Genomic DNA, 23411 nt, shown 5'->3' on the forward strand with positions numbered 1-23411 from the left:
CCACAGGTATACGGCGCTCGACCGCGTCGAGGCGCGCATGGTCCCCCTTGCCCTGGCCGTCCGCTGGCTCCACGTGCTGGCGATGGCCGTCGCCCTCGGCGGCGGCGCCCTCGCGTGGGCCGTGAGCCACACCGCCGACGCGGAGACGACACTCGCCGTCGCGACGACGTACGAACTCGCGTTCTGGGGCGCCTTCGGCGTCCTCGTGATGACCGGCGTCGGCAACCTCGGTGCGCTCGCGCCCGCCATCCCCCGCGGGGCGTGGGGCGCCGCCTTCCTCGCCAAACTCGGATTTGTGGGTGCGCTCGCACTCGGGTCGGCCGTCCGGAGCACCGCCGTCCACGCCGCCCGCGACGCCGCCACGCCCGCGACGGCGACGCTCGAACGCGGCTACGCCGTCACGACGCTCGCCCTGACGCTCGTCGTCGCCCTCGCGGCGGTGATGGCCCATGGCTGACCCGGACGCGCGGCTCGCGTGGGTGCTCTCGAGTTTTCACACCGCCGCCCTCGTCGTCGCGGGCGTCGCCGTCCTCTACGCGGTCGGTGCGCTGGGGTCGCTCCTGCAGGGCGTCCACACCGCCACCGGCGTCGCCCTCTATCTGTCGCTCTGGGGGCTGACGTGGCGGACAAACGCGCGGTGGCTGGCAACTACCTCGTTCGGTGCCGGGCGGGAGGCACTCACCGCGGCGGCGACGTGGGGCGCCGTCACCGGCGTCGGCTTCCTGTTCGCGATACTGGTCGTCATCGGCGTCGTCGTCCGCGAACTCGTCCTCGTGGCCGTCTTCGCGTTCGTCGGGGCGCCCGTCGCGGCAGTCGTCGGTGCCGTCGTCGGCGTCGCGTTCGCGCTCCTCGATGCGCTGCTCGTCGGGGTCGGAACCCGTCTCGGGACGGCCTAGACGCTCGTGAACGCGAACAGCCGGCCGTCCGAGGTGATGGCGTAGAGGTAGCCGTTGGCGGCCATCACGTCCACCAGCGGGTCGTAAATCTCCTGTGTCCACCGCACGTCGCCCGACCGGGCGTCGACTGCGGCCAGCAGGATGCGTTTGCTCGTCGGGTCCGCCCGCCCGACGGCGAAGAGCGTGTTCTCGACGAAGATGACGTCGCCCCGGACGCCGAAGCCGAGCGACCACTGCTGCTCGCCGGTGGCAACGTCGCGGCCGTAGAGCTGCCGGCGCGTGCCGTAGACGGCCAGTCCGTTCGAGACGGCGAGCGTATCGGGGCGAATCGAGGTGTCGCTACTCGCGCGCCAGCGTTGCTCGCCGGACGCGGGGTCGAGGCCGACGACGCCGTTGCCCGTCGTGAGCGTGACGGTGTCGTCGGCGACGGCGACGCGGCCGACCGGGCCGTCGAGCGGGACGTGCCACCGCATCCCCGAAATGTCGGGGTCGACGGCGTAGACGTGTCCGACTTCGGTCGTCGGCTGGCTGTCCGGATACCCCGTGCCGACGTACGCCACGCCGTCGCCGACGGCGGCCGCGCGAATCTTCCGGTCTTGGCGGTCCGTGCCCGTCACGTCGTTGGGGGCGAACGACCAGCAGAACTCGCCGCTGCGCGCGTCGACGACGCGGTACGCGTCCTCGCTCGGCATCACGAGACTCGTCCCGGCCGTGCCGAGTTCGCCCACGAACCGGCCGGGTAGGGTGTAGGAGTTCCGTAGCGTTCCCTCCGAGCGGTCGATGGCGAGGACGCGCGCGTTCTCCGCCGGGCCGAAGGGGACGTACACCATCCCCGCGGCCGCGACGGGCGGGCCGACGGGCATGGCGTCCACGCGGTGGCGCCACTGAATCTCGCCGTTGCGTCGCGGGTCGTGACACAGCACCGCCGCGACTGGCACGCCGGGCTGAGGTTCCGGGTCCGCGGCGACGAGATAGACGTACTTGTCGTCGGCGACCGGCATGGTCACCTGCGCCTCCAGCGCCGACATAGTCCAGCGCTCGTTGAGTGGGAAGCCCGTCGGGCCGTTGGCCGCGGGCGCGGCGTTCGTCCCCGCGGGGTCGCGGTGGGACATCGGCCACGTCCCCTCGGGCACCGGGTCGGCCGCCAACGCGCAGTCGCCCGGTCCCTGCTCGAACGAGTCGGCGTCGACCGACATCGACTCCTCGACGCCGTCGGTCGCCCCCGAGGCCGCCGCCGTCGTCGTGGGCGGCGCCGTCGCCGTCGGCCGCGTCGTCGCCGTCGCCGTCGCCGTTTCCGAGTCACGCTCGGCCGCCCGGCCGCCACACCCGGCGGTCACACCGCCAGCGACGACGGCGAGCCACTCGCGGCGTGTGAACAACTCACGTGACATGGTCTACACACACGCGGGATTCCGCGGCTAAATGTGTTCCGCCTGACTCGTGGCTCCGTTACAATCGGTCGAGAACGGCGTCGGAATCGTAGGAGAGTGTCAGCGACCGCGACCGGCCTCGGCCCTCCACGTCGGCGTAGTCGGCTTCGATGACGCCCAGCTGGTCGAGTTTGTTGACGATTTCCGAGTAGCGCGTGTACCCGAGGTCGGTCGCCTCGTGGAACGCCTCGTACACCGTCCCGGCCTGTTGGCCGTCGTGTTCCGCGATGGTCTCGACGAGTGCGCGCTCCGACTCCGAGAGCTCGCGCAGACACCGCGAGAGGTGGACATACTTCGACTTGTCGTAGGCCGCTTCCACGTCCTCGATGTTGACGGTCCGACTGGCCCGCATCTCCGCGTTGAGACCCGCGCGTCGCAACAGGTCGATGCCGACCCGGAGGTCACCGCTCTCGGCGGTGAGTTCGGCCACCCGGTCGAGTTCCTGCGTGCCGATGACGCCGTCGTGGAACCCGCGTTCGATGCGCTCGCCGAGGATGTCGACGATTTCGTCCGCGTCGTAGACGGGGAAGTACACCTCCTCCGGCCGGAAGACGCTCTGGACGCGCCCGTCGAGTTCCTCCATGATGTCGAGGCCGAGGTCCGAGGAGACGACGATGACGCCGATGCGGGCGCCCGTCGACCCCTCGTGGGCGCGCAACAGCGAGTAGAGCGTGTCCGACGCCTCGTTCTCGTAGAAGAGGTAGTTCACGTCGTCGAGCGCCACCACCAGTACCTCGTCGTCGTCGACGAGGCGGTCCGTAATCTGTCCGAACAGTTTCTTGAACGAGATGCCCGAGGAGGGGGGTTCGTAGTCGAAGACGTTCTCGAACACCCGAGAGAAGACGGCGTAGCGCGTCGAGTCGAGCTGGCAGTTCACCCGCACCGTCCGCACGCCCGGTTGTCCGGAGAGCTCGCCGAACAGCTTCAACACCGCCGTCGTCTTCCCCGTCCCCGGCGGCCCGCGGACCATCGTGTTGAGCGGGCGGGAGCCACGGACCGCCGGTCGGAGCGCGTACTTCAGACTCTCGAGTTGCGTCTCTCGGTGGTCGAAAGTCTCCGGGACGTAGTCGATTTCGAAGACGTGTTCGTCTCGAAAGACGGACTCGTCCCACGACAGCATCCCCTCCTCGGGGTCCTCTGTCATTACTTTCACCTCGCTCGCGTGACCACTTAATGGTTGCCGCGAACCGCCTATTCCGTCTCGATGTCCGCGTCGTCGGCACCGTCTTGGACCCGCTCTGCGGCGTCGCGCGCGGCGCTCCGACTTCCGTACCCCTCTCCGCTGTCCGCGCCGATTTCGCCGTTCGCGTAGCGGAGCCGCCAGCGCCATTCGCCGGCCGAGTCCTCGTACACCTCGAACGCCGGGCCGTCGATGTCGGGGAGGTCCGCCTCGGGCGCCCCGCCGCGAACCCGCTCTGCCGCCTCGCGTGCGCCGCTTCGACTCCCGTAGCCTTCGCCGCTGTCCGCGACGATTTCACCGTTCCGCGCCACGAGTCGCCAGCGCCACTCACCCGCCGCGTCCTCGTACACTTCGAAGGTCGACATACGTTACCATTCGACTTCGGCGCCCGTATAGGTGGTGGCTACGACGCGTTCCCGGCGTACGCTCACGACAGGCCCTGCGGTCAGTCCGTATACCAGTACGCCCACAGTATCAACACGCCCTGTAGCGGCAGTCGCGCCCAGCGAACGAGCGGGGAGGGGTCCCCGCCCGGCAGTCCCTCGACGGTAACCATCGAGACGGCCATGTAGACGTTCGCGGGGAAGACGGCGACGAGTAGGGCGATGGTCGCCCACGCCGCGTACCGGCGCGTCCGTGGCACCACCACGCCCACCCCGACGCCGACTTCGGCGACACCGGACAGATAAACCAGCGCCAGCGGTGCGGGCAGTATCGGCGGCACTATCTGGACGTACAGCGACGGCACGACGAAATGCAGGAGGCCCGCGACGACGTACAGTGCGCCCATGACGTAGCGGAGCGGCCGCTTGCACTGCGCCAAGACAGCGTGCATCTGCCACCCGTTACGGGGCTGGGCAGATAGGGATTGTCACCGTCAGAACTTCTCCAGCAACCGGCCGTAGAACGCCGCGTCGTCCTCCGTCGCCAGCTTCTCCACGATGAGCTCGGGCGTCGAGCGCGCGAGGTGGTCGGTCACGGGGGAGCGGTTCACCTCGAGCTCGCCGTCGACGAGGCCAACGGCCTCGATACCGTCGACGGCGATGTCGACGCTCGCGGCGTCCCGAATCTCGCCCGCGAGGTGGGAGACGAAGACGGCCGTCACCGACTGGCCGTCCAGAGATTCGAGGATGCCCGCAATTATTTTCGCGCTCGCGCCGGGTTCCGTGATGCTCTCCAGTTCGTCGACGAGGACGAGGCGCGAGTCGGTCCCCCGGGCCAACTCCGCGAAGTCCCGGAGCGTCGCCTCGAACGCCCCGGCGTCGAGGGTGCCCTGACTCTTCGCGTAGTAGTGGAGTTCGTCGACGCGTTCGACCCGCGCCGATTCGGCGGGCACCGGCAGGCCCATGTGGGCCAGAATCGCCACCAGCGCCAGCAGGTCGAGCGTCGACGTCTTGCCACCGCTGTTGACCCCGGAGAGGAGCGTCACGCCGGCGACGGTGTAGTCGACGGGTTCCACGTCCTCGAAGGCCACGTCGAGGAGCGGCGAGCGCCCGCCCTCGATGGCGACGCCCGCCACGTCGTCGCTGATTTCGGGGAGCGTGCAGTCGAAGTCGTCGGCGAACCGGGCGAGCGCGAGTTCCACGTCGCGTTCGAGCGCCGCCCGCACCAGCGTCTCCGCCGGCTCTCGGAGCGCGTCCAGGTCGTCGGCCAGTTCGGTCTTCAGGCGTGCCGCGCGGCGGTCCCGCGTCGCCTTCAGTTCCGTCCGCAGGCGCGAGACGGCCTCGTCGTTTCGCTCCAGCGGGAAGGTGGGGTCGTCGTCGAAGACGCGTTCCGCGAGGCCCGACTCGTCTTCGAGCGAGAGGCTGTCGACGAGGTGACCTCGCGCTTTCTCCAGCGCCCGGTCGAAGTCGTCGGCGAGCTCTCGCGAGAGCAGGGCGTCGACGCGCGCCCCTTGTTCGACCAACGAGAGGAAGTCCGTCCCCTCGATGGTCACGTCGCGTTCGCGGATGACCTCGCGGAGGTGGTCGTTGGCGACCGACTCTGCCGTGCTGACCGCCGCGTCGAGGTCGTCGACCGCCGTCGTGAGTCGGTCGAGTTCGTCGTCGCCGACGGGCGTGCCGTCGTCGTCGAGACGCGACAGGGCGTCCCGGAGCGCGTCGAGGTCACAGGGCGGGTCCATCCCCGCCGTCTCGTGGACGCGCGCCGCCGCGAGCAACGAGTCGCGGTTCGCGGCGAAGAAGGCGAGCGGTCGTTCGGGCACGATGTCCGCCGGGTTCTCGAAGGCATCGGGGCGCACGCGCACGTCCCCCTCCACGTCGACGCCCGCGAACGACTCGTCGAGGGCGATGACCGTCGCGTACGACCGCGCGAGCTCCGCGAGGTCGCGGGCGTCGTCGACCACCTCGACCGAGAGTTCGGGGAAAGCGTCGTCGGCCTCGGCGTATCGCTCGGCGTCGGTCGTCGCGAGACAGCGGTCGCGGACCCGCGTCGCCGGCGGGGTGTCGAGGGGTTCGACGGCCGAGAGGGCGTCTATCGTCGCCGCCGACACCTCCCGACTCGTCGCGCGGTCGACCAGCGTTCGAACCTCTTCGATGCGGGAGGGCGCACCCGTGGGGACGAACGTCTCCAAGCGCCGGGCGGCGTAGTCGGTCACCGTTCGCTCGCGGAGTAGGGCGAGAATGTTCTCGAAGACGTCGCGCGCCCGGTCGGTCGCGAGGAACTCCCCGTCAGCGCCGTGTTCGTGGCGGACGGCGGCGCGGGCGATGGCCGCGGCCCGGCCCGCGGAGAGGCCGGGTGCCTGCGAGAGTGCCGCCACGTCGCCCTCCCGGAGCGCTCGTTCGGCGTCGTCGAGGTCGGCGAGCGCCGACGCCGTCTTCTCGCCGACGCCCGGGATGGCCGTGAACTCCATTCGGCGCAGTGTATCGCCCCATCCGGCAAAACGTTGCGGGTCGATTGGCCGTCACGCCGCGCGGCCGACGGGCTAGACAACGCGCTTTTGGCCGTCGGCGCGGTACGGGGGCGTAATGAGCGCTCCCGCCCTCGACGCGAAACTCGACGCCGTTCGCGACGCTCTCGCCGACCGCGACGGCGTCGTCGTCGCCTTCTCCGGTGGCGTCGACTCCAGCGTCGTCGCCGCCCTCGCACACGACGCTCTCGGCGACGACGCCGTGGCGTGTACCGCCCGCAGCGAGACCCTCCCCGCCGAAGAACTCGACGACGCCACGCGGGTGGCCGAGGAAATCGGCATCCGCCACGAGACGGTCACCTTCTCCGAGCTCGACAACCCCGACTTCGTCGCCAACGACGACGACCGGTGTTACCACTGCCGGACGATGCGACTCGGCAAGATGTACGAGGTGGCCCGTGACCTCGGCATCGGGACCGTCTGTGACGGCACCAACGCCTCCGACCCCGGCGAGGGCCACCGCCCCGGCCTCCGCGCCGTCGAGGAGCTCGAAGTGTTCTCGCCGCTCCTCGCCCACGACATCACCAAAGACGAGGTGCGCGAGGCCGCCGAGCGCTACGGCCTCTCCGTCGCCGACAAGCCCTCGATGGCCTGTCTCTCCTCGCGCATCCCGACGGGACTGGAGGTGACTGAGGAGAAGCTCTCACGCGTCGAAAAAGCCGAACGCCTCCTGCGGACGTGGGGCTTCTCGCAGTTCCGCGTCCGCGACCACGACGGCCTCGCGCGCATCGAAGTCGCCCCCGACGAACTCGACGCGGCCCTCGACTCGGACTTCGCCCGCGCGGCCCGCGAACACCTCACCGACGCCGGCTTCGACCACGTCACCCTCGACCTGCAGGGCTACCGGACGGGGAGCGTGAGTCCGGCAGAAGAGGGCGACGGGCCGGACCTCGAACAGGAGTATCCGGTTCGCGACTAGGCCCGCGGCGCGTCGAGGAAGTCCGTCCGATTCTCGCTGACCAGTCGCGTCTCGCCGTCGCGAACGCGCAGTTCGTTCAGCCCGCAGTTGTCTTGCTCGCCCTCGAGCATCGCGTCCACGATGTCGCGCCCGTCGAGTTCGCCGACGAGGAGTTCGAGCGGCCCGGTGTGACAGACGACAGCGACCGTTTCGTCCGGGTCGCTCGTCGCGAGGACGTGGTCCCACCCCGACAGCACGCGTTCGCGCACGTCGCGCAGACTCTCGCCACTCTCGGGCCGTGCGTCCACCGCGTCCCGGCCCGCCTGGGGAATCGCGAAGCGGTCGTGGTCCTCGAGGACCTCGTCGTGCGGAAGCCCCTGATACCGGCCGAAGTCGCGTTCGCGCCACGCCGCCCGGTGGACGGGGTCGACCCCCGTCCGTTCGCCGAGATGGGCGGCGGTCTGGCGGGCGCGCCGCAGGTCCGAGGTGAGGATTCGGTCCACGTCGTACTCGGTGTCGACGGCGGTTGCGAGCGCACGGGCTTGCTCGTGGCCGCGGTCTGTCAGCGGCGTCGGTGCCCACCCCTGCAGGCGGCCGTCCCGGTTCCACGTCGTCTCGCCGTGGCGGGCGAGGAGTACGGTCGGCATGGGCGTCGCTACACCAGTGCCATACAAGAGCCTTCCTCGGGACGCCGAGAAATCACACAGGTCCGCTCCGGACGAGATAGATTCTCACACGACCCGTCAGTTGCCAGTCCAGCGCAGGAGCGCGAGGGTGCCCTCGAACAGGCCAATCATCGTCGCGGCGACGATGATGGGCGCCATTCCCGTCGGGTCCGGGCTGACGAGGAAGGCGACGCCGAGGAAGCCACCCCAGAACAGGAAGCGGCGCTGTTCCAGCCACGCCCGGGTGGTGAGGTTCATCATGATTGCGAGCATGATGAACAGCGGAATCTGGAAGACGAGCGCCATGTACCCCATCAGGACGAGGATGAGGCTGAACGTCTCCTTGAGACCGAACGCGACGACGGCGGTGCCGGTGGTGTAGGAGGTGAAGTACGCGAAGATGGCGGGGAGGACGACGAAATGTGCGAAGGCGACGCCGATGAGCGCCAACACGAGGCTAGTCGGGACGGCGGCGAGGTAGTAACGGCGTTCGCGGGGGAAGAGCCCGGGTCGCATGAACAGGTACGTCTCGTAGACAGCGATGGGGAGTCCGACGACGAAGCCCGCGAGCGCCGACACTTTCAGTTCGGTCACGAGGAGCTCGAGCGGACCGTACAGCCGGGGTCGGCGGTCGGTAATCGTCTGCGCGCCGGGGATGTGGGAGTTCCAGAGGAAGTTGATAATCTGGTCGGCGAACGGAAAGACGGCGAGAGCGACGATACCGCCGACGACGAGGACGACGCCGAGTCGACGGACCATCTCCTCGATGTGGTCCGCGAGGGGCATCTCCTCGTCCGAGGCCGGCCCCTCGCCGAGGATGCCGTCCTCGGCAACGTCGCCGTCGGGCGCTGGGTCGGCCGGTTCGTCGACTGTCTCCGGTGCCGCCGGCTCGGCCGGCGTCTCCGTCGCTACTGCTTCGGCCGGCGCTTCCGACGCTTCGGTCGGCGCTTCCGTCTGCGACTCGCCCCCGGTCACCGACTCGTCGTCGCGTTCGACGACCGAATTGTCCTCGTCGGTGTCGATGACCGATTCGTCGCTCGGGTCGTCGTCCGTCTCGATGACGGACTCCTCGCTGTCGACGCTGGGGTCGAGTTCGATGTCCGGGTCGTCGTCGAGTTCGGAGTCGGGAACGGGCGCGCCGACGGCGTCCGAGACGTTCTTGCGTTCCTCGGGGTCGAAGGGGTCGGGTGTGCCGGTCGCCCCCATCGGCGCCTGTTCGTCCGTCCGGATGACGGACTCGTCGTCGACGAAGTCCTCGATGGACCCGCCGGGGATGTCGTCCTCGTCGCTCTCGGCGTCCGTCGACGACCGAGAGGAGTCCCCGTCCGTCGGCGACTCTGACGGACTCCCCGACTCCGGTTCCTCAGCCATTCACCCGACATATCTCCCGTGCTGTTATAGGCCTTTTTCCATCGTGGCGCGACGGCGTTCGGCCGTACGCGGAGAAAAAGATTGATAGCAACGAGACGGTTTCGTTCGTGCATGTCGAGCGCGCTCGATGAGGACACCCGTCAGACACTGGACGCCGGCCGCGAGACTGCCGGCGCGATGCTCCGGTCCGCACAGAAGGACCTCCAGAAGGTGTTCATCGTCTTTCTCGTCGGGTTCATCGGCTCGTTCTACGCCCTTCGGCTCTACATCTGGGAGTTCCTTGAAGCAGTCACGCGGTCGAAGATGGACGCCGCGACGTCGGGCGAACTCCAGATCATCGCGCAGACGCCGTTCGACGTCATCCTCCTGCAGGCGAAAATCGGCTTAGTCACGGGCATCATCCTCTGTCTCCCGGTCTTCCTCTACTATTCGCGTGACGCCCTCAAAGTTCGAGGGCTGTGGCCCTCCTCGCCCGTCACGCCGTGGAAACTCGCCGTTGGGGGCCTGATCGCGACGGGACTTTTCTTCCTCGGCCTCGCCTACGGCTACCTCGTCTTCTTCCCCGTCATGTTCGCCTTCCTCGCGAACAACGCGATCACCGCCGGGTTCACGCCGACGTACTCCATCGTCCTCTGGGCGCAGTTCATCTTCCTGCTCACGCTCTCTTTCGGCCTCGCGGCGCAACTCCCGCTGGCGATGAGCGGCCTCGCGTACGCCGAAATCGTTTCCTACGAGGCGTTCCGCGATTACTGGCGTCACGCCGTCGTCGCCATGGTCCTCTTCGGTGCGCTGTTCACGCCGCCGGACCCCTTCACGCAGATTATGTGGGCAATCCCCATGATCGCACTCTACGCCTTCAGCCTCTATTTCACGCGCATCGTCGTCACCGCCAAGCGGGGGAGCGAACAGGTCAGCGTCCGCGTCGCCGCCCTCCGGCACTGGAACATCATCCTCGGCATCGCGCTCCTCGGCGGACTGGCGACGTACGCCTTCCTCACTCGCGGCGGACTGGCCGCCGCCAACGACGCGCTGGCGTGGCTGGATAGCAGTCGACGCCTCGCCCAACCCGGTGCGACGCTGCCCGTCTCTCGGGCCGCCGCGCTCGGACTCTGGGGCGCACTCGGCGGCCTCGTCGCCGGGGTGGCGGCGTTCATGTACTACGTCTACACGGAGTTCGACGCCGCGGTCGACCCGACGGCCGTCGGCGACCCCGCCGATATCGACCTCTCGGAGCTCGACGCCGACGGGATTCGGGCCGCGCCGCCGGAGGCGTTCGCGGAACTGAGCGAAGACGACGCGGTGTCGATGGCGGGCGACGCCGTCGACGAAGGCGACAAGGAGAAAGGGCGGGCCATCCTGGACCGCTTCGACGAAGTCGAGACGGCGGACGAGGAGGCTGAAGGCGAAGCCGAGGATGCATCGACCACCGAGGAAATCGGCGACCGAGCGTCCCGGGCCAGTGGCACCTTCCTCGACGAACTCACCGACGGCGAGAAAGACGAGGACGACATCGGCGGCTACTACACCGACATCCGGTTCGTCCTCGACAGCCTCACCTCGCGGGCCTTCCGCATCGTCGCCGTGTTCGGCATCGTCCTCGCGGCGACGTTCGGGTGGCTCTACACCGGCGGCATCGGCCGCGTCTTCGAGCAGTTCCTCTCGCAGCTACCCCAGCAGGTGACGCCCGAGGACATCAACGTCGTCGCGCTCCACCCGATGGAAGCGCTCATCTTCGAGGTGAAGTTCTCGACGCTCATCGCCGCCGCCGTCACGTTCCCGATGGTCGCGTACTACGCGTGGCCGGCGCTGCGAGAGCGGGGCATCGTCTACGGCAATCGGAACCTCATCTTCGGGTGGGCGGCCGCGCTCGTCGTCGGTCTGTTCGCCGGGTTCGCGCTCGGATACTCCATCGTCGCGCCGACGGTCATCTCCTATCTCGTCGCCGACGGTGTCCGGGCGAACATGGTCATCGCCTACCGCATCACCAACTTCTTCTGGCTCATCTTCCTCACCACCGCGGGCATCGGCATCCTCGCCGACGTGCCCGTCCTCATGCTCTTGCTCAACTCCGCCGGCGTCACCTACCGGACGATGCGCGAGCGCTGGCGAGAGGTGACCGTCGGCATCATGGCCTTCGCTGCCCTCGCGACGCCCGCGGACGTGACGACGATGCTCATGGTCACGATTCCGCTCATGGTCGCCTACGGCGTTGGCCTCGCCATACTGTTCCTCGTCACCTTCGGCGGGCGGCGGAACCTCGGCGGCCGGACGGCGAAAGCGTAAGACGTAGATATTCGCTGGATAATACTCCAGCATGGCCAAGATAAGCGTCGAGATACCCGACGAGCTGCTCGCGGACCTCGACGACCACGTCGGTGACGACGGGAAGTTCGTAAACCGGAGCGACGCCATCCGCGCGTCCGTCCGGAAGACGCTCGACTTGCTCGACGAAATCGACGCCCGCCACGACCGACTGGAGACGGACGAATGAGTGCTCGAACCGAGTGGCCGGTCGGCCGCGTCGCCATCCTGTCGCTGTTCGTGACGGCGCTCGTCACCTCCCAGTTGACCGCCTCGAAAGTGCTCGCGATTCCGCTGCCCGTCGCGCTACCGCGTGTCGGTAGCTCCATCCTCCTCCCCGGTGCGGCGCTGGCGTACGCGCTCACCTTCTTCGCCTCCGACTGTTACAGCGAACTCTACGGCCGCCGCGACGCGCAGGTGATGGTCAACGTCGGGTTCGTGATGAACTTCGTCCTGTTGGCGCTGGTGTGGTCCACCATCTTCGCCCCGGGCCGTAACGCCGAGTTCGCCGCGCAGTTCGAGAGCGTCCTCGCTCCCGCGACCAACATCGTCGCCGGGAGCCTCCTCGCCTACATCGTCAGTCAGAACTGGGACGTGGTCGTCTTCCACCGCCTCCGCGAGGCGACCGAGGGCGACTTCCTCTGGCTCCGAAACATCGTCTCGACGGCGACGAGTCAGGTTCTCGACACCGTCATCTTCGTCGGCGTCGCCTTCTACCTTCTGCCCCAGTACGCCGGCATCGGCCCGACCACGCCGTGGTCCGTCGTGGTCACGCTGATGATCGGTCAGTACCTCCTGAAACTCCTCATCGCCCTCGTCGACACGCCCTTCGTCTACGCTGTCGTCGGCCTCGTTCGCTCGCGCGACGACGCCGCCGCGAAGGCCGCCGTGTCCGCGACTGACCGAGACTAACGGCGCTCGGCGAACGCGAACCGCGGTTTCACGTCCTCGATTCGAATCTCGACTTCCTCGCCTATCGTCCCGTCCGGGACGAACACGGTGAACCCGTCGACGCTGGCGATGCCGTCACCCTCGTCACCCTCGTCGGTGATTTCGACGGTGAGTTCGTCGCCCGCGGCGATGGGCGCGGTGAGATACCCCTTCGCCACCAGATACAGCTCCGAGGAGGCGTCGCGTGACGCGTCGGGCCGGACCGTGCGGACGTACTCGAAGTCGGCCTCCATCTCCTCGCGGAGGTCCGCGAGGTCCGGGCCATCGAAGGCCTTGGCCACGAAATCGCCGCCGGGCACGAGCAGGTCGAGCGCGACCTGGTAGGCCTGTCGCGCGAGGTGAATCGACCGCGCGTGGTCGACCGAATACTCGCCGGTCATGTTGGGGGCCATGTCGGAGACGACGGCGTCGACGCCGCTGTCACCGACGACCTCTCGCAGGCGGTCGAGCGTCGCGTCCTCGGTCATGTCGCCCCGGACCGTCGACACGTTCTCGTAGTCGAGCGCCCGGATTCGCTGGCGGTCGACGCCGACGACGGTTCCGCTCTCGCCGACCGCCTCGGCGGCGACTTGGAGCCACCCACCGGGCGCCGCACCGAGGTCCACGACGGTGTCGCCCGGCGCGAACAGGTTCGACGTTTCGTCGAGCTGTTTGAGCTTGTACGCCGACCGTGCGCGGTAGCCCTCCTGTTTCGAGCGGTTGTAGTAGTCGTCTTTCCCGGTCATGACACACACACCCGCCTCACACACCCGTCGCGTGCGTCTGAGGACGTTCGAATCATGGTCGTAACGAGGCGGTCGAACCGGAAAGACGTGCCGAATTCGACACCTGCCGTGACGGCCCGTCTCGTCCGGCCTACACTTGCTCTAACAGCGTCTCGACCAGCGGTGCGTCGCCGTAGCGCACCGCGGCGCCGTCGTCCACCATCTCGACGACGCCGGTCGCCTCGAGTTTCGGCAGGTGGACGTGTCTGAGCGACACCGTGAGTCGCTCCGGTTCGTGCTCGCCGGGTTCTCGGACCGCGAGCGCGGCCGCGAGGTCGGACACCGGCGTCGCGTCGCCGTGGTCTCGCAACACTCGAACGACGCGGCGTCGGCGTGCGTCCGAAAGTACGTCGAATACGGCGTCGACGCGGCCCTCCTCGTATCGGTTCCCGCCCACTCCTTCGACCGTCGTCCGCTTGTGTTGATTTGCGTTCGACGTCGTCATCCTCTCCCCCCTTTGGGACAAACCAGGATTCGATAGGTTCGTACATCAATGTGTCGACGCGCCGTACAGTCAGATTCAGTGTCACTCATCGTCGAGCAAGAGCGCGTTGGTGACGAACGTCACGATGCCGCGACGGAGCCGTTCGGTGACTGCCTGGTCCGAGATGCCGAGTTCGTCGGCGAGTTCGATGGTCGTGCACCGGCGGGGGATGTCGTAGTAACCGCGCTCGACGGCGAGTTCGAGCGTCCGACGCTGGCGCGGCGTGAGTCCGTACCAGGCACCAGTCCCCTGTCGCGTCGGGTTGTACACGCGTAGCACCTCGACGTTCGCCTTGGCGCCGTCGACTGCGGAGCGAAAGGAGTCAAAGGCCTCGTGTGTCGGGAACTGCGTCTCGAACGTCCAGGCGTCGGTGCTCCCCGTGCCGCGGCGAATCGACCCGTCGTGTTCCTCGAGGAGTCGGACGAGTGGGTCCGCGTCCGCGTCCCACTCCAGGACGTGAAGCGTCCGCTCGTCGCCTAAGTGAATCCGGTCGAGTTGATATCCGTCGGTGCCGGTGAAGGGATTTTCACCCCCGTCCGTTCGGTTCGTCGGTGGATTCGAGAGCGAGAAAATCGCAACATCGTCGTCCCCCCTCGGCTCGACGCGTTCGAGCTCGGCGTCGCCGTCCCGTATCGGGAATCGACGACCGAACTCGAAGTCGTGAGCCGGAATTCGTACGTCAACTATGACACCCATAGATAGTCCGTTGGGCACTTGCTTACGAAGGGTCATAGCAGGTATGCTTGGTTAACCAAGTTTGGTTCGGCCGCGAGCTCTCCGTGATAAACATATCGTGTTGCGACGCTCACCCGCGCGGGTCGCGCGCGGCCGCGACCGAACAGCGGGTATTATTTAACGCATGGAGCACACCACTCGATACATGTTCAAGGCCATCGTGAGCGCGTCGACGCTCCGGGATGCCCTCGACTCCGTGAGCGTGTTGGTCGACGAGTGCAAGATGCGGCTCAACGAGGACGGGCTGTCGATCCGCGCCGTCGATCCGGCGAACGTGGGGATGGTCGACCTCTCGCTTGACGCGGGGGCGTTCGAATCCTACGAGGCCGACGGCGGCGTCATCGGCGTCAACCTCGCTCGTCTCGAAGACATCGCGGGCATGGGGAACGCCGGCGACCTCGTCCACCTCGAACTCGACGAGGAGACTCGGAAACTTCACATCCGAATCGACGGTCTCTCCTACACGCTGGCGCTCATCGACCCCGACTCCATCCGCCAAGAACCGGACATCCCCGACCTCGACCTGCCGGCCGAAATCGTCGTCGAGGGGAACCAACTCGACCGCGGTATCACCGCCGCCGACATGGTCTCCGACCACATCAACCTCCGCGTCGACGAGAGCGCGGAGACGTTCCACATCGAGGCCGAGGGCGACACCGACGACGTGGACTTCGAAATGGGGACCGACGACCTGATTCGTCTGGACGCCGGGCCCGCCGACTCGCTGTTCTCCCTTGACTACCTCAAGGACATGAACAAGGCGATTCCGGGCGATGCCGAGGTGACCATCGAACTCGGCGAGGAGTTCCCGGTGAAACTCCACTACGACTTCGCCGAGGGCATGGGCAACGTGACGTTCATGCTCGCGCCGCGCATCCAGAGCGAGTAACGCCACGAGCGTCGTCCGACGGACGGCACGACGCCCTTGCGGTTCTGTCTCCGTTCTCCGAACTCGTGAGTCTCCCGTCCGTGTCAACAACGCACAAAGGATTTTTATAGTAGATGTAATCGACAGACGGGGATATGTCAGTATAGTTGGTGTATATTTCGGTGTCCTTATATGCACTCGGCTATTTCAGCGAAATCTTTATATACTTGTCAGACTTACTATTGGTAAGAAGCGCTACGAGGGCCGGTCCCCCCGCTCGGCACCTCGTGGCGTCCCACCCTATCATGACTGAAACACACACGTGGACGGCAAACGAGACGCGGACCATCGACGAACAGCAATCGACAACCGAGAGCGAACAGGAACACGTCTGCCCGGAGTGTGGCGGTTCGCTGGTGACGGACGCGGAACACGGCGAGACGGCCTGTAGCGAGTGTGGCCTCGTGGTCGAGGAAGACGAAATCGACCACGGCCCCGAGTGGCGCGCCTTCGACTCCAGCGAACGGGACTCGAAGTCCCGCGTCGGTGCCCCGACGACCCAGATGATGCACGACAAGGGTCTGTCGACCACCATCGACTGGCAGAACAAGGACGCCTACGGCAACGCGCTGAGCTCGAATCAGCGCGAGAAGATGCAGCGACTTCGCACCTGGAACCGACGGTTCCAGACCCGTGACCATCAGGAGCGAAACCTCCGACAGGCGCTCGGCGAAATCGACCGGATGGCCTCCGCGCTCGGCCTCCCCGAGAACGTCCGCGAGACGGCCAGCGTCATCTATCGCCGCGCGCTGGAGGACGACCTGCTCCCCGGCCGCTCCATCGAGGGCGTCGCGACGAGTTCGCTCTACGCCGCGGCCCGACAGGCCGGTGTCCCCCGAACCATCGACGAAGTCGCCCGCGTCAGCCGCGTCGAGGAAGAGGAGTTCAAACGCACCTACCGCTACGTGGTGCGCGAACTCAACCTCGAAGTCGCGCCCGCGGACCCGGTGAGCTACGTCACTCGGTTCGCCTCCGAACTCGACATCTCGGACGAGGCCGAACACCTCGCTCGCGAGATGCTCGAAGCCGCGAAGGAACGCGGCGTCCACAGCGGGAAGAACCCCGTCGGCCTCGCCGCCGCGTCCGTCTACGCCGCACCCCTGCTCACCAACGAGCAGATCACCCAGCAGGAAGTGAGTGAGGTGGCGGACATCTCCGAGGTCACCATCCGCAACCGCTACCGCGAACTCCTCGAAGCCTACGAGGACGCCGACCGGGCCCTCGCGGCCTAACTCCCGGAATCCTTTTACTCGGCAGCCACCTACCCGGAGGTAACTATGGGTATGGGCTCGGATATGTACCGACAGCAGATTCTCGACCACTACAAGAACCCCCGGAATCACGGGGCTCTCGAGGACCCGTCGTTCTCTCACGTCGGCGAGAATCCGTCGTGCGGTGACACCATCCAGATAGATGTCCAGCTCGCCGACGACGGTGAAACCATCGAGTACGTCAGCTTCTCCGGTGACGGCTGTGCCATCAGTCAGGCCAGCGCCAGCATGCTCACCGAACGTCTCCCCGGGAAGACCCTCGACGAAGTCGCCGAGATGGACACCGACGACGTGGTGGAGATGCTCGGCGTCGACATCAGTCCGATGCGAATCAAGTGTGCCGTCCTCGCGGAGAAGGTGGTTCAGGACGGCGCCAAAATCCACGAGGGCGACCTCGAAATCGACGAGACGACGACCGAAGAGTAGTTACTCGGGCATCAGGCCGCCGTCTTGGACGCGCATCACGGCCTCGCCGTCGGCGAGGTTCGGCGCGTCGACCAGTCGGACGATACGTTTGTCACCCTTGGACTTGCGGAGATACATCCGGAACGTCGAGGTGTGGCCGAGGATGTTGCCACCGATGGGTTGGGTGGGGTCGCCGAAGTACGAGTCCGGATTCGAGGCCACCTGATTCGTGACGAGGACGGCGGTGTTGTAGAGGTCGCCGATGCGCATCAGGTCGTGCAGGTGTTTGTTGAGTTTCTGCTGCCGGTCCGCGAGTTCGCCACGGCCCACGTACTCGGCGCGGAAGTGCGCGGTGAGCGAGTCGACACAGAGCAGACGCACCGGCCACTCGGTGTCCTCGTGTTCGCTCGCGAGTTCCTTTGCCTTCTCCGCCAGCAGAATCTGGTGATTGGAGTTGAACGCCTTGGCGACGTGAATCTTGTCGAGAACGTCGGTGACGAGCGCTTCCATCGCCTCCTCGTCGCCGGGCGACCCCTCGATGCCGCGGTCGTCCATCGTCGCTTGAATTATCTCGTCGTCCAGCCCTCGCACCATGTCGTCGATGCGCTCGGGGCGGAACGTGTCCTCGCTGTCCACGAAGATGGCGCTCCCCCGGAGGCCACCGTACTCTTTGGGCAACTGGACGTTCACCGAGAGCTGGTGCGTGACCTGTGACTTCCCGGCACCGAACTCGCCGTAGACTTCCGTGATGGACTGTGTCTCGACGCCGCCGCCGAGCAGTTCGTCCACCTCGGGGACGTTCCAGGTGAGCTTGCCAATCTGTTCGCGGCGTTCGAGGACGGCCGCCCCGCTCTCGAATCCGCCGATGTCCGCGGCGTCACGCGCCGCGTTGATGATGTCGCTCGCCGTCGATTCGCCGATGTCGGCGGTGTTCGAGAGTTCCGCCGGACTGGCGACTGCGATGCTCTGATAGCTTTCGAACCCCGCGTCGACCAACTTGTCTGCCGTCGCCGGCCCTACGCCCGGAAGCTTCTCCAAATCGTCTTCTGCCATGTTCCCTCGCTTGTGCCGGCCCGTACATAAAGCCTCGTTAACACCGTGGTGAAAGTGAAACTCGATGACGGCATGCGGGTCGCTGACGCGTCACGCGAACGTTTAGGAGCGAAGTCGCGCTACTCCCAGGGGTGGCCGTCGGGGGCGTCGGGCCACATCGGGTACCAGTAGCTCTCGTCGTTTTCCACGTCGAGTTCGCCGTCGAGGACCGAGGCGAGTTTGAACTCCACGCGGTTGTCTCGCTCGTGGCCGCCAGTCGGGGCGAACGGGTAGTACGCCCCGCGCCGGAAGGAGTAGACCCAGTATGCGCGGGTGTCGTCGCGCGGGCGGACGAACCCGAAGACGGCGGCGAGGAGTCGAGAGCCGAAATCCGCCTCCTCGAACGTGTCCGCCGCGAAGTGGACGCTCGTCACCAGGTCCTCCGGGTCGTCGTCTTCGAGGACGACCCAGTGATAGCCGTGGTCGTCCTCGTGGTGGTGGAAGGTGGTCCCCGTCTCCTCGGCGCCGGCGTCGAGAATCGTCGACACCTCGTCGACGGCGGCGTCGAAGTCGGTGCTGTCGACGGAAGCGAAACAGAGCGCCGCGGCACCGGCGGGGACGAAATCGAGGTCCGCCTCCATGGTGACGTAGGCGGTACTCATCCCGAACAGGTCCTCGGGGTCGGCGTCTCGCGTCGCGGCGGCGTCGGCGCCGAAGCCGAGCACCGAGCGGAGGGTGTCGAACAGCCCCATCTACGTCTCCAGGTCACGCGCCATGTCGCGAAGCCGTTCGACCCGCCTCTCCGTCGGCGGGTGCGTCGAGAACAGGCGGCCGACCACGCCGCTCTTGATGGGGATGACGAAGAAGGCGTTCATCTCCGCCTGTTCGCGCAGGTCCTCCTGTGGCACTCGGTCCATCCGCCCGGAGATGGTCATGAGCGCCGAGGCGAGCGCCGACGGGTTGCCCGTAATCGCCGCCGCACCGCGGTCCGCGGCGTACTCGCGGTATCGCGAGAGTGCCCGGATGAGGACGAAGGAGACGGCCCACACTACCAGCGAGACGAGGATGGCGACGAACACGCCCCCGCCGCCCTGTCGGTTGCGGTTCCCGCCGAATAGCCACCCCCAGCGGACGACCATGAACGCAATCGTCGAGAGGAAGGAGGCGATGGTCATCACCATCACGTCCCGGTTCTTGACGTGGGCGAGTTCGTGTGCCAGCACCCCCTCCAGTTCGTCGTCGTCGAGGCTGCGGAGCAATCCCTTCGTCACACAGACCGTCGAGTTCGACGGCGAGCGCCCCGTCGCGAAGGCGTTCGGCACCTCCGTCTCCGCGACGGCGACGGTGGGTTTCGGCAGGTCGGCCTGCTGTGACAGTCGGCCAATCGTCGCGTGTAGGTCGGGATACTCGCTCTCGTCGACCCGGTGGGCGCCCATGCTGTACAGCGCCAGTCGGTCGCTGAAGAAAAACTGGCCGAGCGAGAACAGCCCCATCACGACGACGATGCCGAACAGGCCCATGTACTGCGACAGGATGGCGATGAAGACGATGTAGAGGGCAAAGAGGAGGAACATCGTCAGGACCATCCGCCCTCGCAGTCCCCAGTCGGCTTTCCACTCCATACCTACCGATATTCGCGGCCGAAGGTAAACAGTATCGCTCGCCATGTCGCGGGGCTTAACCGCCACGACCGACTACTGCCGGCCGATGAGCGATAGCGAGTCTCGCGAGTTCTGCCCCCGCTGTGGCGACCCGGTCCCGACCCGTGCGGAGCCGTTACCGGGCGAGCCGCGGGACCGAGACCGGCGGCTCTGTGACGCCTGTTACTTCGACGACTTCGACCTGGTCGACGCACCTGACCGAATCGAGGTGCTCGTCTGTTCTGGCTGTGGCGCCGTCCAGCGCGGCAACCGCTGGGTCGACGTCGACGCCCGCGACTACACCGACGTGGCCATCGACGAGGTGAGCGAAGCCCTCGGCGTCCACGTCGACGCCCGCGACGTGACGTGGGCGGTCGACCCCGAACAGGTCGACGAGACCACCATCCGCATGCACTGCCAGTTCACCGGCGTCGTCCGCCAGACGCCGCTCGAGGAGTCGGTGGTCGTCCCCGTCAAAATCTCGCGGGGCACCTGTGACCGCTGTGGGCGCATCGCCGGCGGTTACTACGCCAGCACCGTCCAGGTTCGGGCGACCGACCGCACGCCCACCCCCGAGGAGCGGTCCCGCGCGGTCGAAATCGCCGAGTCACACGTCGCCGACAAGGAGGGCGACGGTGACCGCGAGGCGTTCGTGACCGAGGTCAAAGAGACCGACGACGGCCCGAACGTGAAGCTCTCGACCAACGGACTGGGCGAGGAGGTGTCCCGTCGCATCACGCGCGAGCTCGGCGGCGACGTGGAGAGTTTCCCCACCCTCGTTACGGAGGACGGCGACGGCAACGAGGTGTATCGCGTCACCTACGCGGTCCGCCTGCCCAAGTTCACGCCCGGCGACATCATCGACCCAGAGGACGACGACGGCCCCGTCCTCGTCACCAGCGTCACCGGGAATCTGAAAGGTGTCCGCCTCGCGACGGGCGACGACTACGAGGAACCCTTCGAGGGCGACACGCCGGGGCACCGTCTCGCCACCCGCGACGACGCCGTCGAGACGACGGTGGTAACCGTCGAGGACGACCACGCCGTCCAGATACTCGACCCCGAGACGTACGCCGCCAAAACGGTGCCGCGCCCGGACTTCTTCGACCCCGACGCGGAGACGACGCCCGTCGTCAAAACTCGCGCCGGACTTCACGTCCTGCCCGAGTGAGGGCAGTCAGACGTCGACGGAGCGACTGAGCGCGGTGCCGTCGGCGCTCGTGTCTGATGTCGTCCGCGCAGACTGCGTCGTCGCCGCCGCGGCCATCGCCGCCTCCGAACAGCCAGCGTGTCGCGCCGCCTGCGCGAGCGTGAGAGTTCCGTTGCGATACAGCGTCACCGACGACCGAAACGAGTGGCTACGCATTTGAGTAGACTCGACCTACGATTCGACGGTACCTAAGGCTTCGTAGACTGAATTGCTCAAATCCCACAATCGAGCGGTGATTGAAAAACGAATGGCCACTTTGTGGGTGGCGTTGTCACCCATGCCTCATTCTCCCCACACGTCCGAGAGGGGGTGGCTGTCGTCGCCCCCGTCGTCGCCGCCACTCGCGCCGCCCCCGTTCGACGACTGGCGCGTCTGTGTCCGCTTGGTCCGTCCGTTTCCACGTGACGCCGCGCCGTTCGTCTCGGCAAGCGCCGCCTGCGGGTCGAACTCGGGCAAGTCGGGGCGACTCATCGCATCCACGGCGTCCGCGAACCAGTCAGGCATGTCGGTCCGCGCCCGGTCGAACAGGTCCAGCAGGCTCGAATCCGCGAGGTAGGTCGCGCCGTGGTCGTCGGGAGCGCGGACGACCCGGCCCGCCGCCTGAATCACCGTCCGGAGCGCGACCCGGTAGTACCAGCTCCACTGCCCGTCTTCGAGGCGGCGCGCCACCCGCGAATCGCTCGTGTTGAGATACGGTGCCTTACAGAGCACCTGCCAGCGCGCGAGGTCACCCCGTAGGTCCAACGCTTCCTCCATCTTCACCGAGAGGAACACGTCGGGACGGCCCGTTGCTTTCCACGACTCCAGTTCGGCGTCCCGGTCGTCCCGGTCGTGAGTCCGCACACGCGCCGCGACGCCGAAGTCGTCGAGGTGGTCGGCCAGTCGCTCCTGAATCGCGTAGGAGTGACAGTGGACGATGCCCTTCTCCGACGGGTGGGCGGCCATCAGGCGGACGAGCAGTCGCGCGACGTTCGGCACCGTCTCGTCCCGATGCTCGTAGGTCATCTTCCCCTGTGTCACGTCGTAGAGCGGGCGGTTGTCCAGCGGGAAGGTGTGTGGCACGTCGACGAGTGCCACGTTCGAGGGGTCGAGCCCGACGCCGCGACAGAACGCCTCCTTGTCCAGAATCGTCGCCGAGAGGAGCGCGAACTTGTTGCCCCGGTCCCAGACGGTGTGATGGAGGTAGCGCGCTGGGTCGAGGGGCTTGATAGTTATCGGCGTCCCTTCGCCGTCCGGTTGGTCGACCACCCACGTCGTCGTGCTGGTGGGGTCGCGGTAGTCGGAGACGAACCACGAGAGTTCGGAGCGAAGGTCCTGTAGTCTGTCGCGTCGCGCCGCCTCGCCCGGGGTCAACTCCGCGCTGGCGGTCAGGTCCTCCGCTGCCCGCTCACAGACGCCCGCGAGCGTCTCTGCGAAGCGTGCCGTCCGCTCGACGGGGTCGTCTGCCGCCGACACGTCGGGCACGCCCACGTCGTCCCAGACGGGCACTGTCGCGGGTTGGAGGTCGACGGTGGCGTACATCTCCGCCCACTCCGAGAGGCCGTGGGCCTCGTCGACGACGACCACGTCCCGTCGCCCGAACACCTCGGAACCGGCGGTCTGCATGAAGTAGGCGAGCGTCATCGCGGCAATCGAGCGGTTCGAGGCGATGGCTCGGTCGGCGTAGTACGGACAGCGGTGCTTGACCGAGCAGTCGTAGCCCGACTCGCGGGCGCAGGGCGCGCGGTCGACGGGCGTCGACTGCTCGTCGGGGAGGATGCAGGTGTAGTTGCGCTTGCCCCGAATCACGTTCAGGTCTTCGAGCAGGTCGTCCTCGGCCACGTCGTCGAGTTGGGACACCTGCGGTGTGGTGTAGTAGGCCCCGGTGGCGTCCGATGGCTCGGCCTCCTCGGGGGTTCGGGCCGCGCCGGCGACGGCGCGCGCGAGGAGGGACTTGCCGCTCCCGGTCGGCGCGCGCACCAACACGGCGTCGTTGCCGGCGGCGAAGGCGTCGCGGATGGCGTCGAGCGCTTCGCGCTGATTGCCGCGGAAAGAGGGAGCCGGAAACGAGGCCGGAATGCGGTCGGGGTCCACGATGGGTCCAGCCCGTCAGCGCAAGTAATACTGTCGGACGCGGCTACTCCGACAGCGCTGCCACGTCCTCGGCGGTCACCTCGCGGTCGTCGGGGAGGCGCTCGATGCAGTCGAAACACAGGAAGTGCTCGCTCCCGTCTTCGAGTTCGAGCGTCATCCCGCCCGTCGTCTCGGATTCGAACGTCCAGAAGTCGCCGATGCCGCCCCCGACGTGCACGTCTTCGCCACAGCCGTCACAGGGATCGGAACTCATTGCTCCCATCGAGCGG

25 protein-coding genes and 1 pseudogene are annotated in these 23411 nt (G+C 67.2%); 10 read left to right on the top strand and 16 right to left on the bottom strand.

From position 1 onward, the window contains the following. Window positions 1-37: 37 nt before the first annotated feature. Window positions 38-457, top strand: coding sequence for a hypothetical protein (locus BLU18_RS10665; RefSeq protein WP_092634861.1), 420 nt, complete (start codon window positions 38-40; stop codon window positions 455-457). Then, window positions 450-896: a DUF7965 family protein gene (locus tag BLU18_RS10670; protein ID WP_092634863.1), complete on the top strand. Its 447-nt coding sequence runs from the start codon at window positions 450-452 to the stop codon at window positions 894-896. The genes BLU18_RS10665 and BLU18_RS10670 overlap by 8 nt, the downstream gene beginning before the upstream one ends. Here the strand turns inward: BLU18_RS10670 and BLU18_RS10675 are convergent. The 5 genes and pseudogenes from BLU18_RS10675 to BLU18_RS10695 form a co-directional block, all read right to left on the bottom strand. After that, on the bottom strand, window positions 893-2287 hold the full coding sequence (locus BLU18_RS10675) for an outer membrane protein assembly factor BamB family protein (RefSeq protein ID WP_092634865.1): 1395 nt from the start codon (window positions 2285-2287) through the stop codon (window positions 893-895). The genes BLU18_RS10670 and BLU18_RS10675 overlap by 4 nt on opposite strands. A gap of 58 nt (window positions 2288-2345) precedes the next feature. Beyond that, on the bottom strand, window positions 2346-3470 hold the full coding sequence (locus BLU18_RS10680) for an ORC1-type DNA replication protein (RefSeq protein ID WP_092634867.1): 1125 nt from the start codon (window positions 3468-3470) through the stop codon (window positions 2346-2348). Between the two features lie 47 nt (window positions 3471-3517). After that, window positions 3518-3862: pseudogene (locus BLU18_RS10685) on the bottom strand (YegP family protein); the annotation flags it as partial. Between the two features lie 89 nt (window positions 3863-3951). Next, window positions 3952-4341 (bottom strand): DoxX family protein, encoded by a 390-nt coding sequence (locus BLU18_RS10690; protein WP_218124090.1) that lies wholly within the window; start codon window positions 4339-4341, stop codon window positions 3952-3954. A 42-nt stretch (window positions 4342-4383) separates the two neighbouring features. Then, window positions 4384-6357, bottom strand: a complete 1974-nt coding sequence (locus BLU18_RS10695) for a MutS-related protein (protein WP_092634871.1) — start codon at window positions 6355-6357, stop codon at window positions 4384-4386. A gap of 115 nt (window positions 6358-6472) precedes the next feature. Between BLU18_RS10695 and larE the strand changes: the two genes are divergently transcribed. Beyond that, the gene (gene larE / locus BLU18_RS10700; protein WP_092634873.1) at window positions 6473-7333 is read left to right on the top strand and encodes an ATP-dependent sacrificial sulfur transferase LarE; all 861 of its coding nucleotides are present in this window, start codon (window positions 6473-6475) and stop codon (window positions 7331-7333) included. On the opposite strand, the gene BLU18_RS10705 is transcribed toward larE, so the two are convergent. Together BLU18_RS10705 and BLU18_RS10710 are read right to left on the bottom strand one after the other, a co-directional pair. After that, window positions 7330-7959 carry a histidine phosphatase family protein gene (locus BLU18_RS10705; RefSeq protein ID WP_092634875.1) on the bottom strand — a complete coding sequence of 210 codons (630 nt, stop codon included), beginning with the start codon at window positions 7957-7959 and terminating at the stop codon, window positions 7330-7332. The two genes, larE and BLU18_RS10705, sit on opposite strands and share 4 nt — an antisense overlap. 96 nt (window positions 7960-8055) lie before the next feature. Further along, a complete protein-coding gene (locus tag BLU18_RS10710; RefSeq protein WP_092634876.1) occupies window positions 8056-9348 on the bottom strand; it encodes a twin-arginine translocase subunit TatC in 1293 nt (430 codons plus the stop codon). Window positions 9349-9459: 111 nt separating this feature from the next. Here BLU18_RS10710 and tatC point away from each other — a divergent pair, with 111 nt between their 5' ends. Genes tatC through BLU18_RS10725 form a run of 3 tightly spaced genes read left to right on the top strand, consistent with a single transcriptional unit; the run spans window position 9460 to window position 12561 of the window. Further along, window positions 9460-11631 (top strand): twin-arginine translocase subunit TatC, encoded by a 2172-nt coding sequence (gene tatC / locus BLU18_RS10715; RefSeq protein ID WP_092634878.1) that lies wholly within the window; start codon window positions 9460-9462, stop codon window positions 11629-11631. Window positions 11632-11662: 31 nt separating this feature from the next. Further along, window positions 11663-11839 (top strand): ribbon-helix-helix domain-containing protein, encoded by a 177-nt coding sequence (locus tag BLU18_RS10720; protein WP_092634880.1) that lies wholly within the window; start codon window positions 11663-11665, stop codon window positions 11837-11839. Next, on the top strand, window positions 11836-12561 hold the full coding sequence (locus BLU18_RS10725) for a queuosine precursor transporter (RefSeq protein WP_092634882.1): 726 nt from the start codon (window positions 11836-11838) through the stop codon (window positions 12559-12561). Before BLU18_RS10720 ends, BLU18_RS10725 begins: the two co-directional genes overlap by 4 nt. Here BLU18_RS10725 and BLU18_RS10730 read toward each other — a convergent pair. The 3 genes from BLU18_RS10730 to BLU18_RS10740 all read right to left on the bottom strand — a co-directional run bounded on the left by BLU18_RS10730 (window position 12558) and on the right by BLU18_RS10740 (window position 14544). Further along, window positions 12558-13325 carry a 23S rRNA (uridine(2552)-2'-O)-methyltransferase gene (locus BLU18_RS10730; protein ID WP_092635325.1) on the bottom strand — a complete coding sequence of 256 codons (768 nt, stop codon included), beginning with the start codon at window positions 13323-13325 and terminating at the stop codon, window positions 12558-12560. The genes BLU18_RS10725 and BLU18_RS10730 overlap by 4 nt on opposite strands. 130 nt (window positions 13326-13455) lie before the next feature. Further along, window positions 13456-13809: a DUF7344 domain-containing protein gene (locus BLU18_RS10735; protein WP_092634884.1), complete on the bottom strand. Its 354-nt coding sequence runs from the start codon at window positions 13807-13809 to the stop codon at window positions 13456-13458. Window positions 13810-13890: 81 nt separating this feature from the next. Further along, window positions 13891-14544 carry a helix-turn-helix domain-containing protein gene (locus BLU18_RS10740; RefSeq protein ID WP_176791232.1) on the bottom strand — a complete coding sequence of 218 codons (654 nt, stop codon included), beginning with the start codon at window positions 14542-14544 and terminating at the stop codon, window positions 13891-13893. 184 nt (window positions 14545-14728) lie between these two features. On the opposite strand from BLU18_RS10740, the gene BLU18_RS10745 reads away from it, so the two are divergent. The 3 genes from BLU18_RS10745 to sufU all read left to right on the top strand — a co-directional run bounded on the left by BLU18_RS10745 (window position 14729) and on the right by sufU (window position 17208). Further along, window positions 14729-15472 (top strand): DNA polymerase sliding clamp, encoded by a 744-nt coding sequence (locus tag BLU18_RS10745; protein WP_092634889.1) that lies wholly within the window; start codon window positions 14729-14731, stop codon window positions 15470-15472. A gap of 284 nt (window positions 15473-15756) precedes the next feature. Then, window positions 15757-16743 carry a transcription initiation factor IIB gene (locus tag BLU18_RS10750; RefSeq protein ID WP_092635327.1) on the top strand — a complete coding sequence of 329 codons (987 nt, stop codon included), beginning with the start codon at window positions 15757-15759 and terminating at the stop codon, window positions 16741-16743. A gap of 45 nt (window positions 16744-16788) precedes the next feature. Beyond that, a complete protein-coding gene (sufU, locus tag BLU18_RS10755; protein ID WP_092634891.1) occupies window positions 16789-17208 on the top strand; it encodes a Fe-S cluster assembly sulfur transfer protein SufU in 420 nt (139 codons plus the stop codon). Here the strand turns inward: sufU and radA are convergent, their stop codons facing one another. From radA to htpX, 3 genes are all read right to left on the bottom strand, one after another. Next, entirely contained in the window at window positions 17209-18240 is a 1032-nt protein-coding gene (gene radA, locus BLU18_RS10760) for a DNA repair and recombination protein RadA (RefSeq protein WP_092634893.1), read from the bottom strand. It abuts the gene before it with no gap. 119 nt (window positions 18241-18359) lie between these two features. Then, a complete protein-coding gene (pspAB, locus tag BLU18_RS10765; protein WP_092634895.1) occupies window positions 18360-18971 on the bottom strand; it encodes a PspA-associated protein PspAB in 612 nt (203 codons plus the stop codon). Continuing rightward, window positions 18972-19841 (bottom strand): zinc metalloprotease HtpX, encoded by an 870-nt coding sequence (htpX, locus tag BLU18_RS10770; protein WP_092634898.1) that lies wholly within the window; start codon window positions 19839-19841, stop codon window positions 18972-18974. 85 nt (window positions 19842-19926) lie between these two features. Here htpX and BLU18_RS10775 point away from each other — a divergent pair, with 85 nt between their 5' ends. After that, entirely contained in the window at window positions 19927-21030 is a 1104-nt protein-coding gene (locus tag BLU18_RS10775) for a 60S ribosomal export protein NMD3 (RefSeq protein ID WP_092634900.1), read from the top strand. A 6-nt stretch (window positions 21031-21036) separates the two neighbouring features. Here the strand turns inward: BLU18_RS10775 and BLU18_RS14600 are convergent, their stop codons facing one another. The 3 genes from BLU18_RS14600 to BLU18_RS10785 all read right to left on the bottom strand — a co-directional run bounded on the left by BLU18_RS14600 (window position 21037) and on the right by BLU18_RS10785 (window position 23395). Then, window positions 21037-21225, bottom strand: a complete 189-nt coding sequence (locus tag BLU18_RS14600; RefSeq protein ID WP_143025259.1) for a DUF7317 family protein — start codon at window positions 21223-21225, stop codon at window positions 21037-21039. A 126-nt stretch (window positions 21226-21351) separates the two neighbouring features. Further along, window positions 21352-23142 carry a helicase C-terminal domain-containing protein gene (locus tag BLU18_RS10780; RefSeq protein ID WP_092634902.1) on the bottom strand — a complete coding sequence of 597 codons (1791 nt, stop codon included), beginning with the start codon at window positions 23140-23142 and terminating at the stop codon, window positions 21352-21354. Between the two features lie 43 nt (window positions 23143-23185). Next, on the bottom strand, window positions 23186-23395 hold the full coding sequence (locus tag BLU18_RS10785) for a DUF7561 family protein (protein ID WP_092634904.1): 210 nt from the start codon (window positions 23393-23395) through the stop codon (window positions 23186-23188). Window positions 23396-23411: the final 16 nt, after the last annotated feature.

Source organism: Haloplanus vescus (assembly GCF_900107665.1).
In the GTDB taxonomy this organism is placed as follows: domain Archaea; phylum Halobacteriota; class Halobacteria; order Halobacteriales; family Haloferacaceae; genus Haloplanus; species Haloplanus vescus.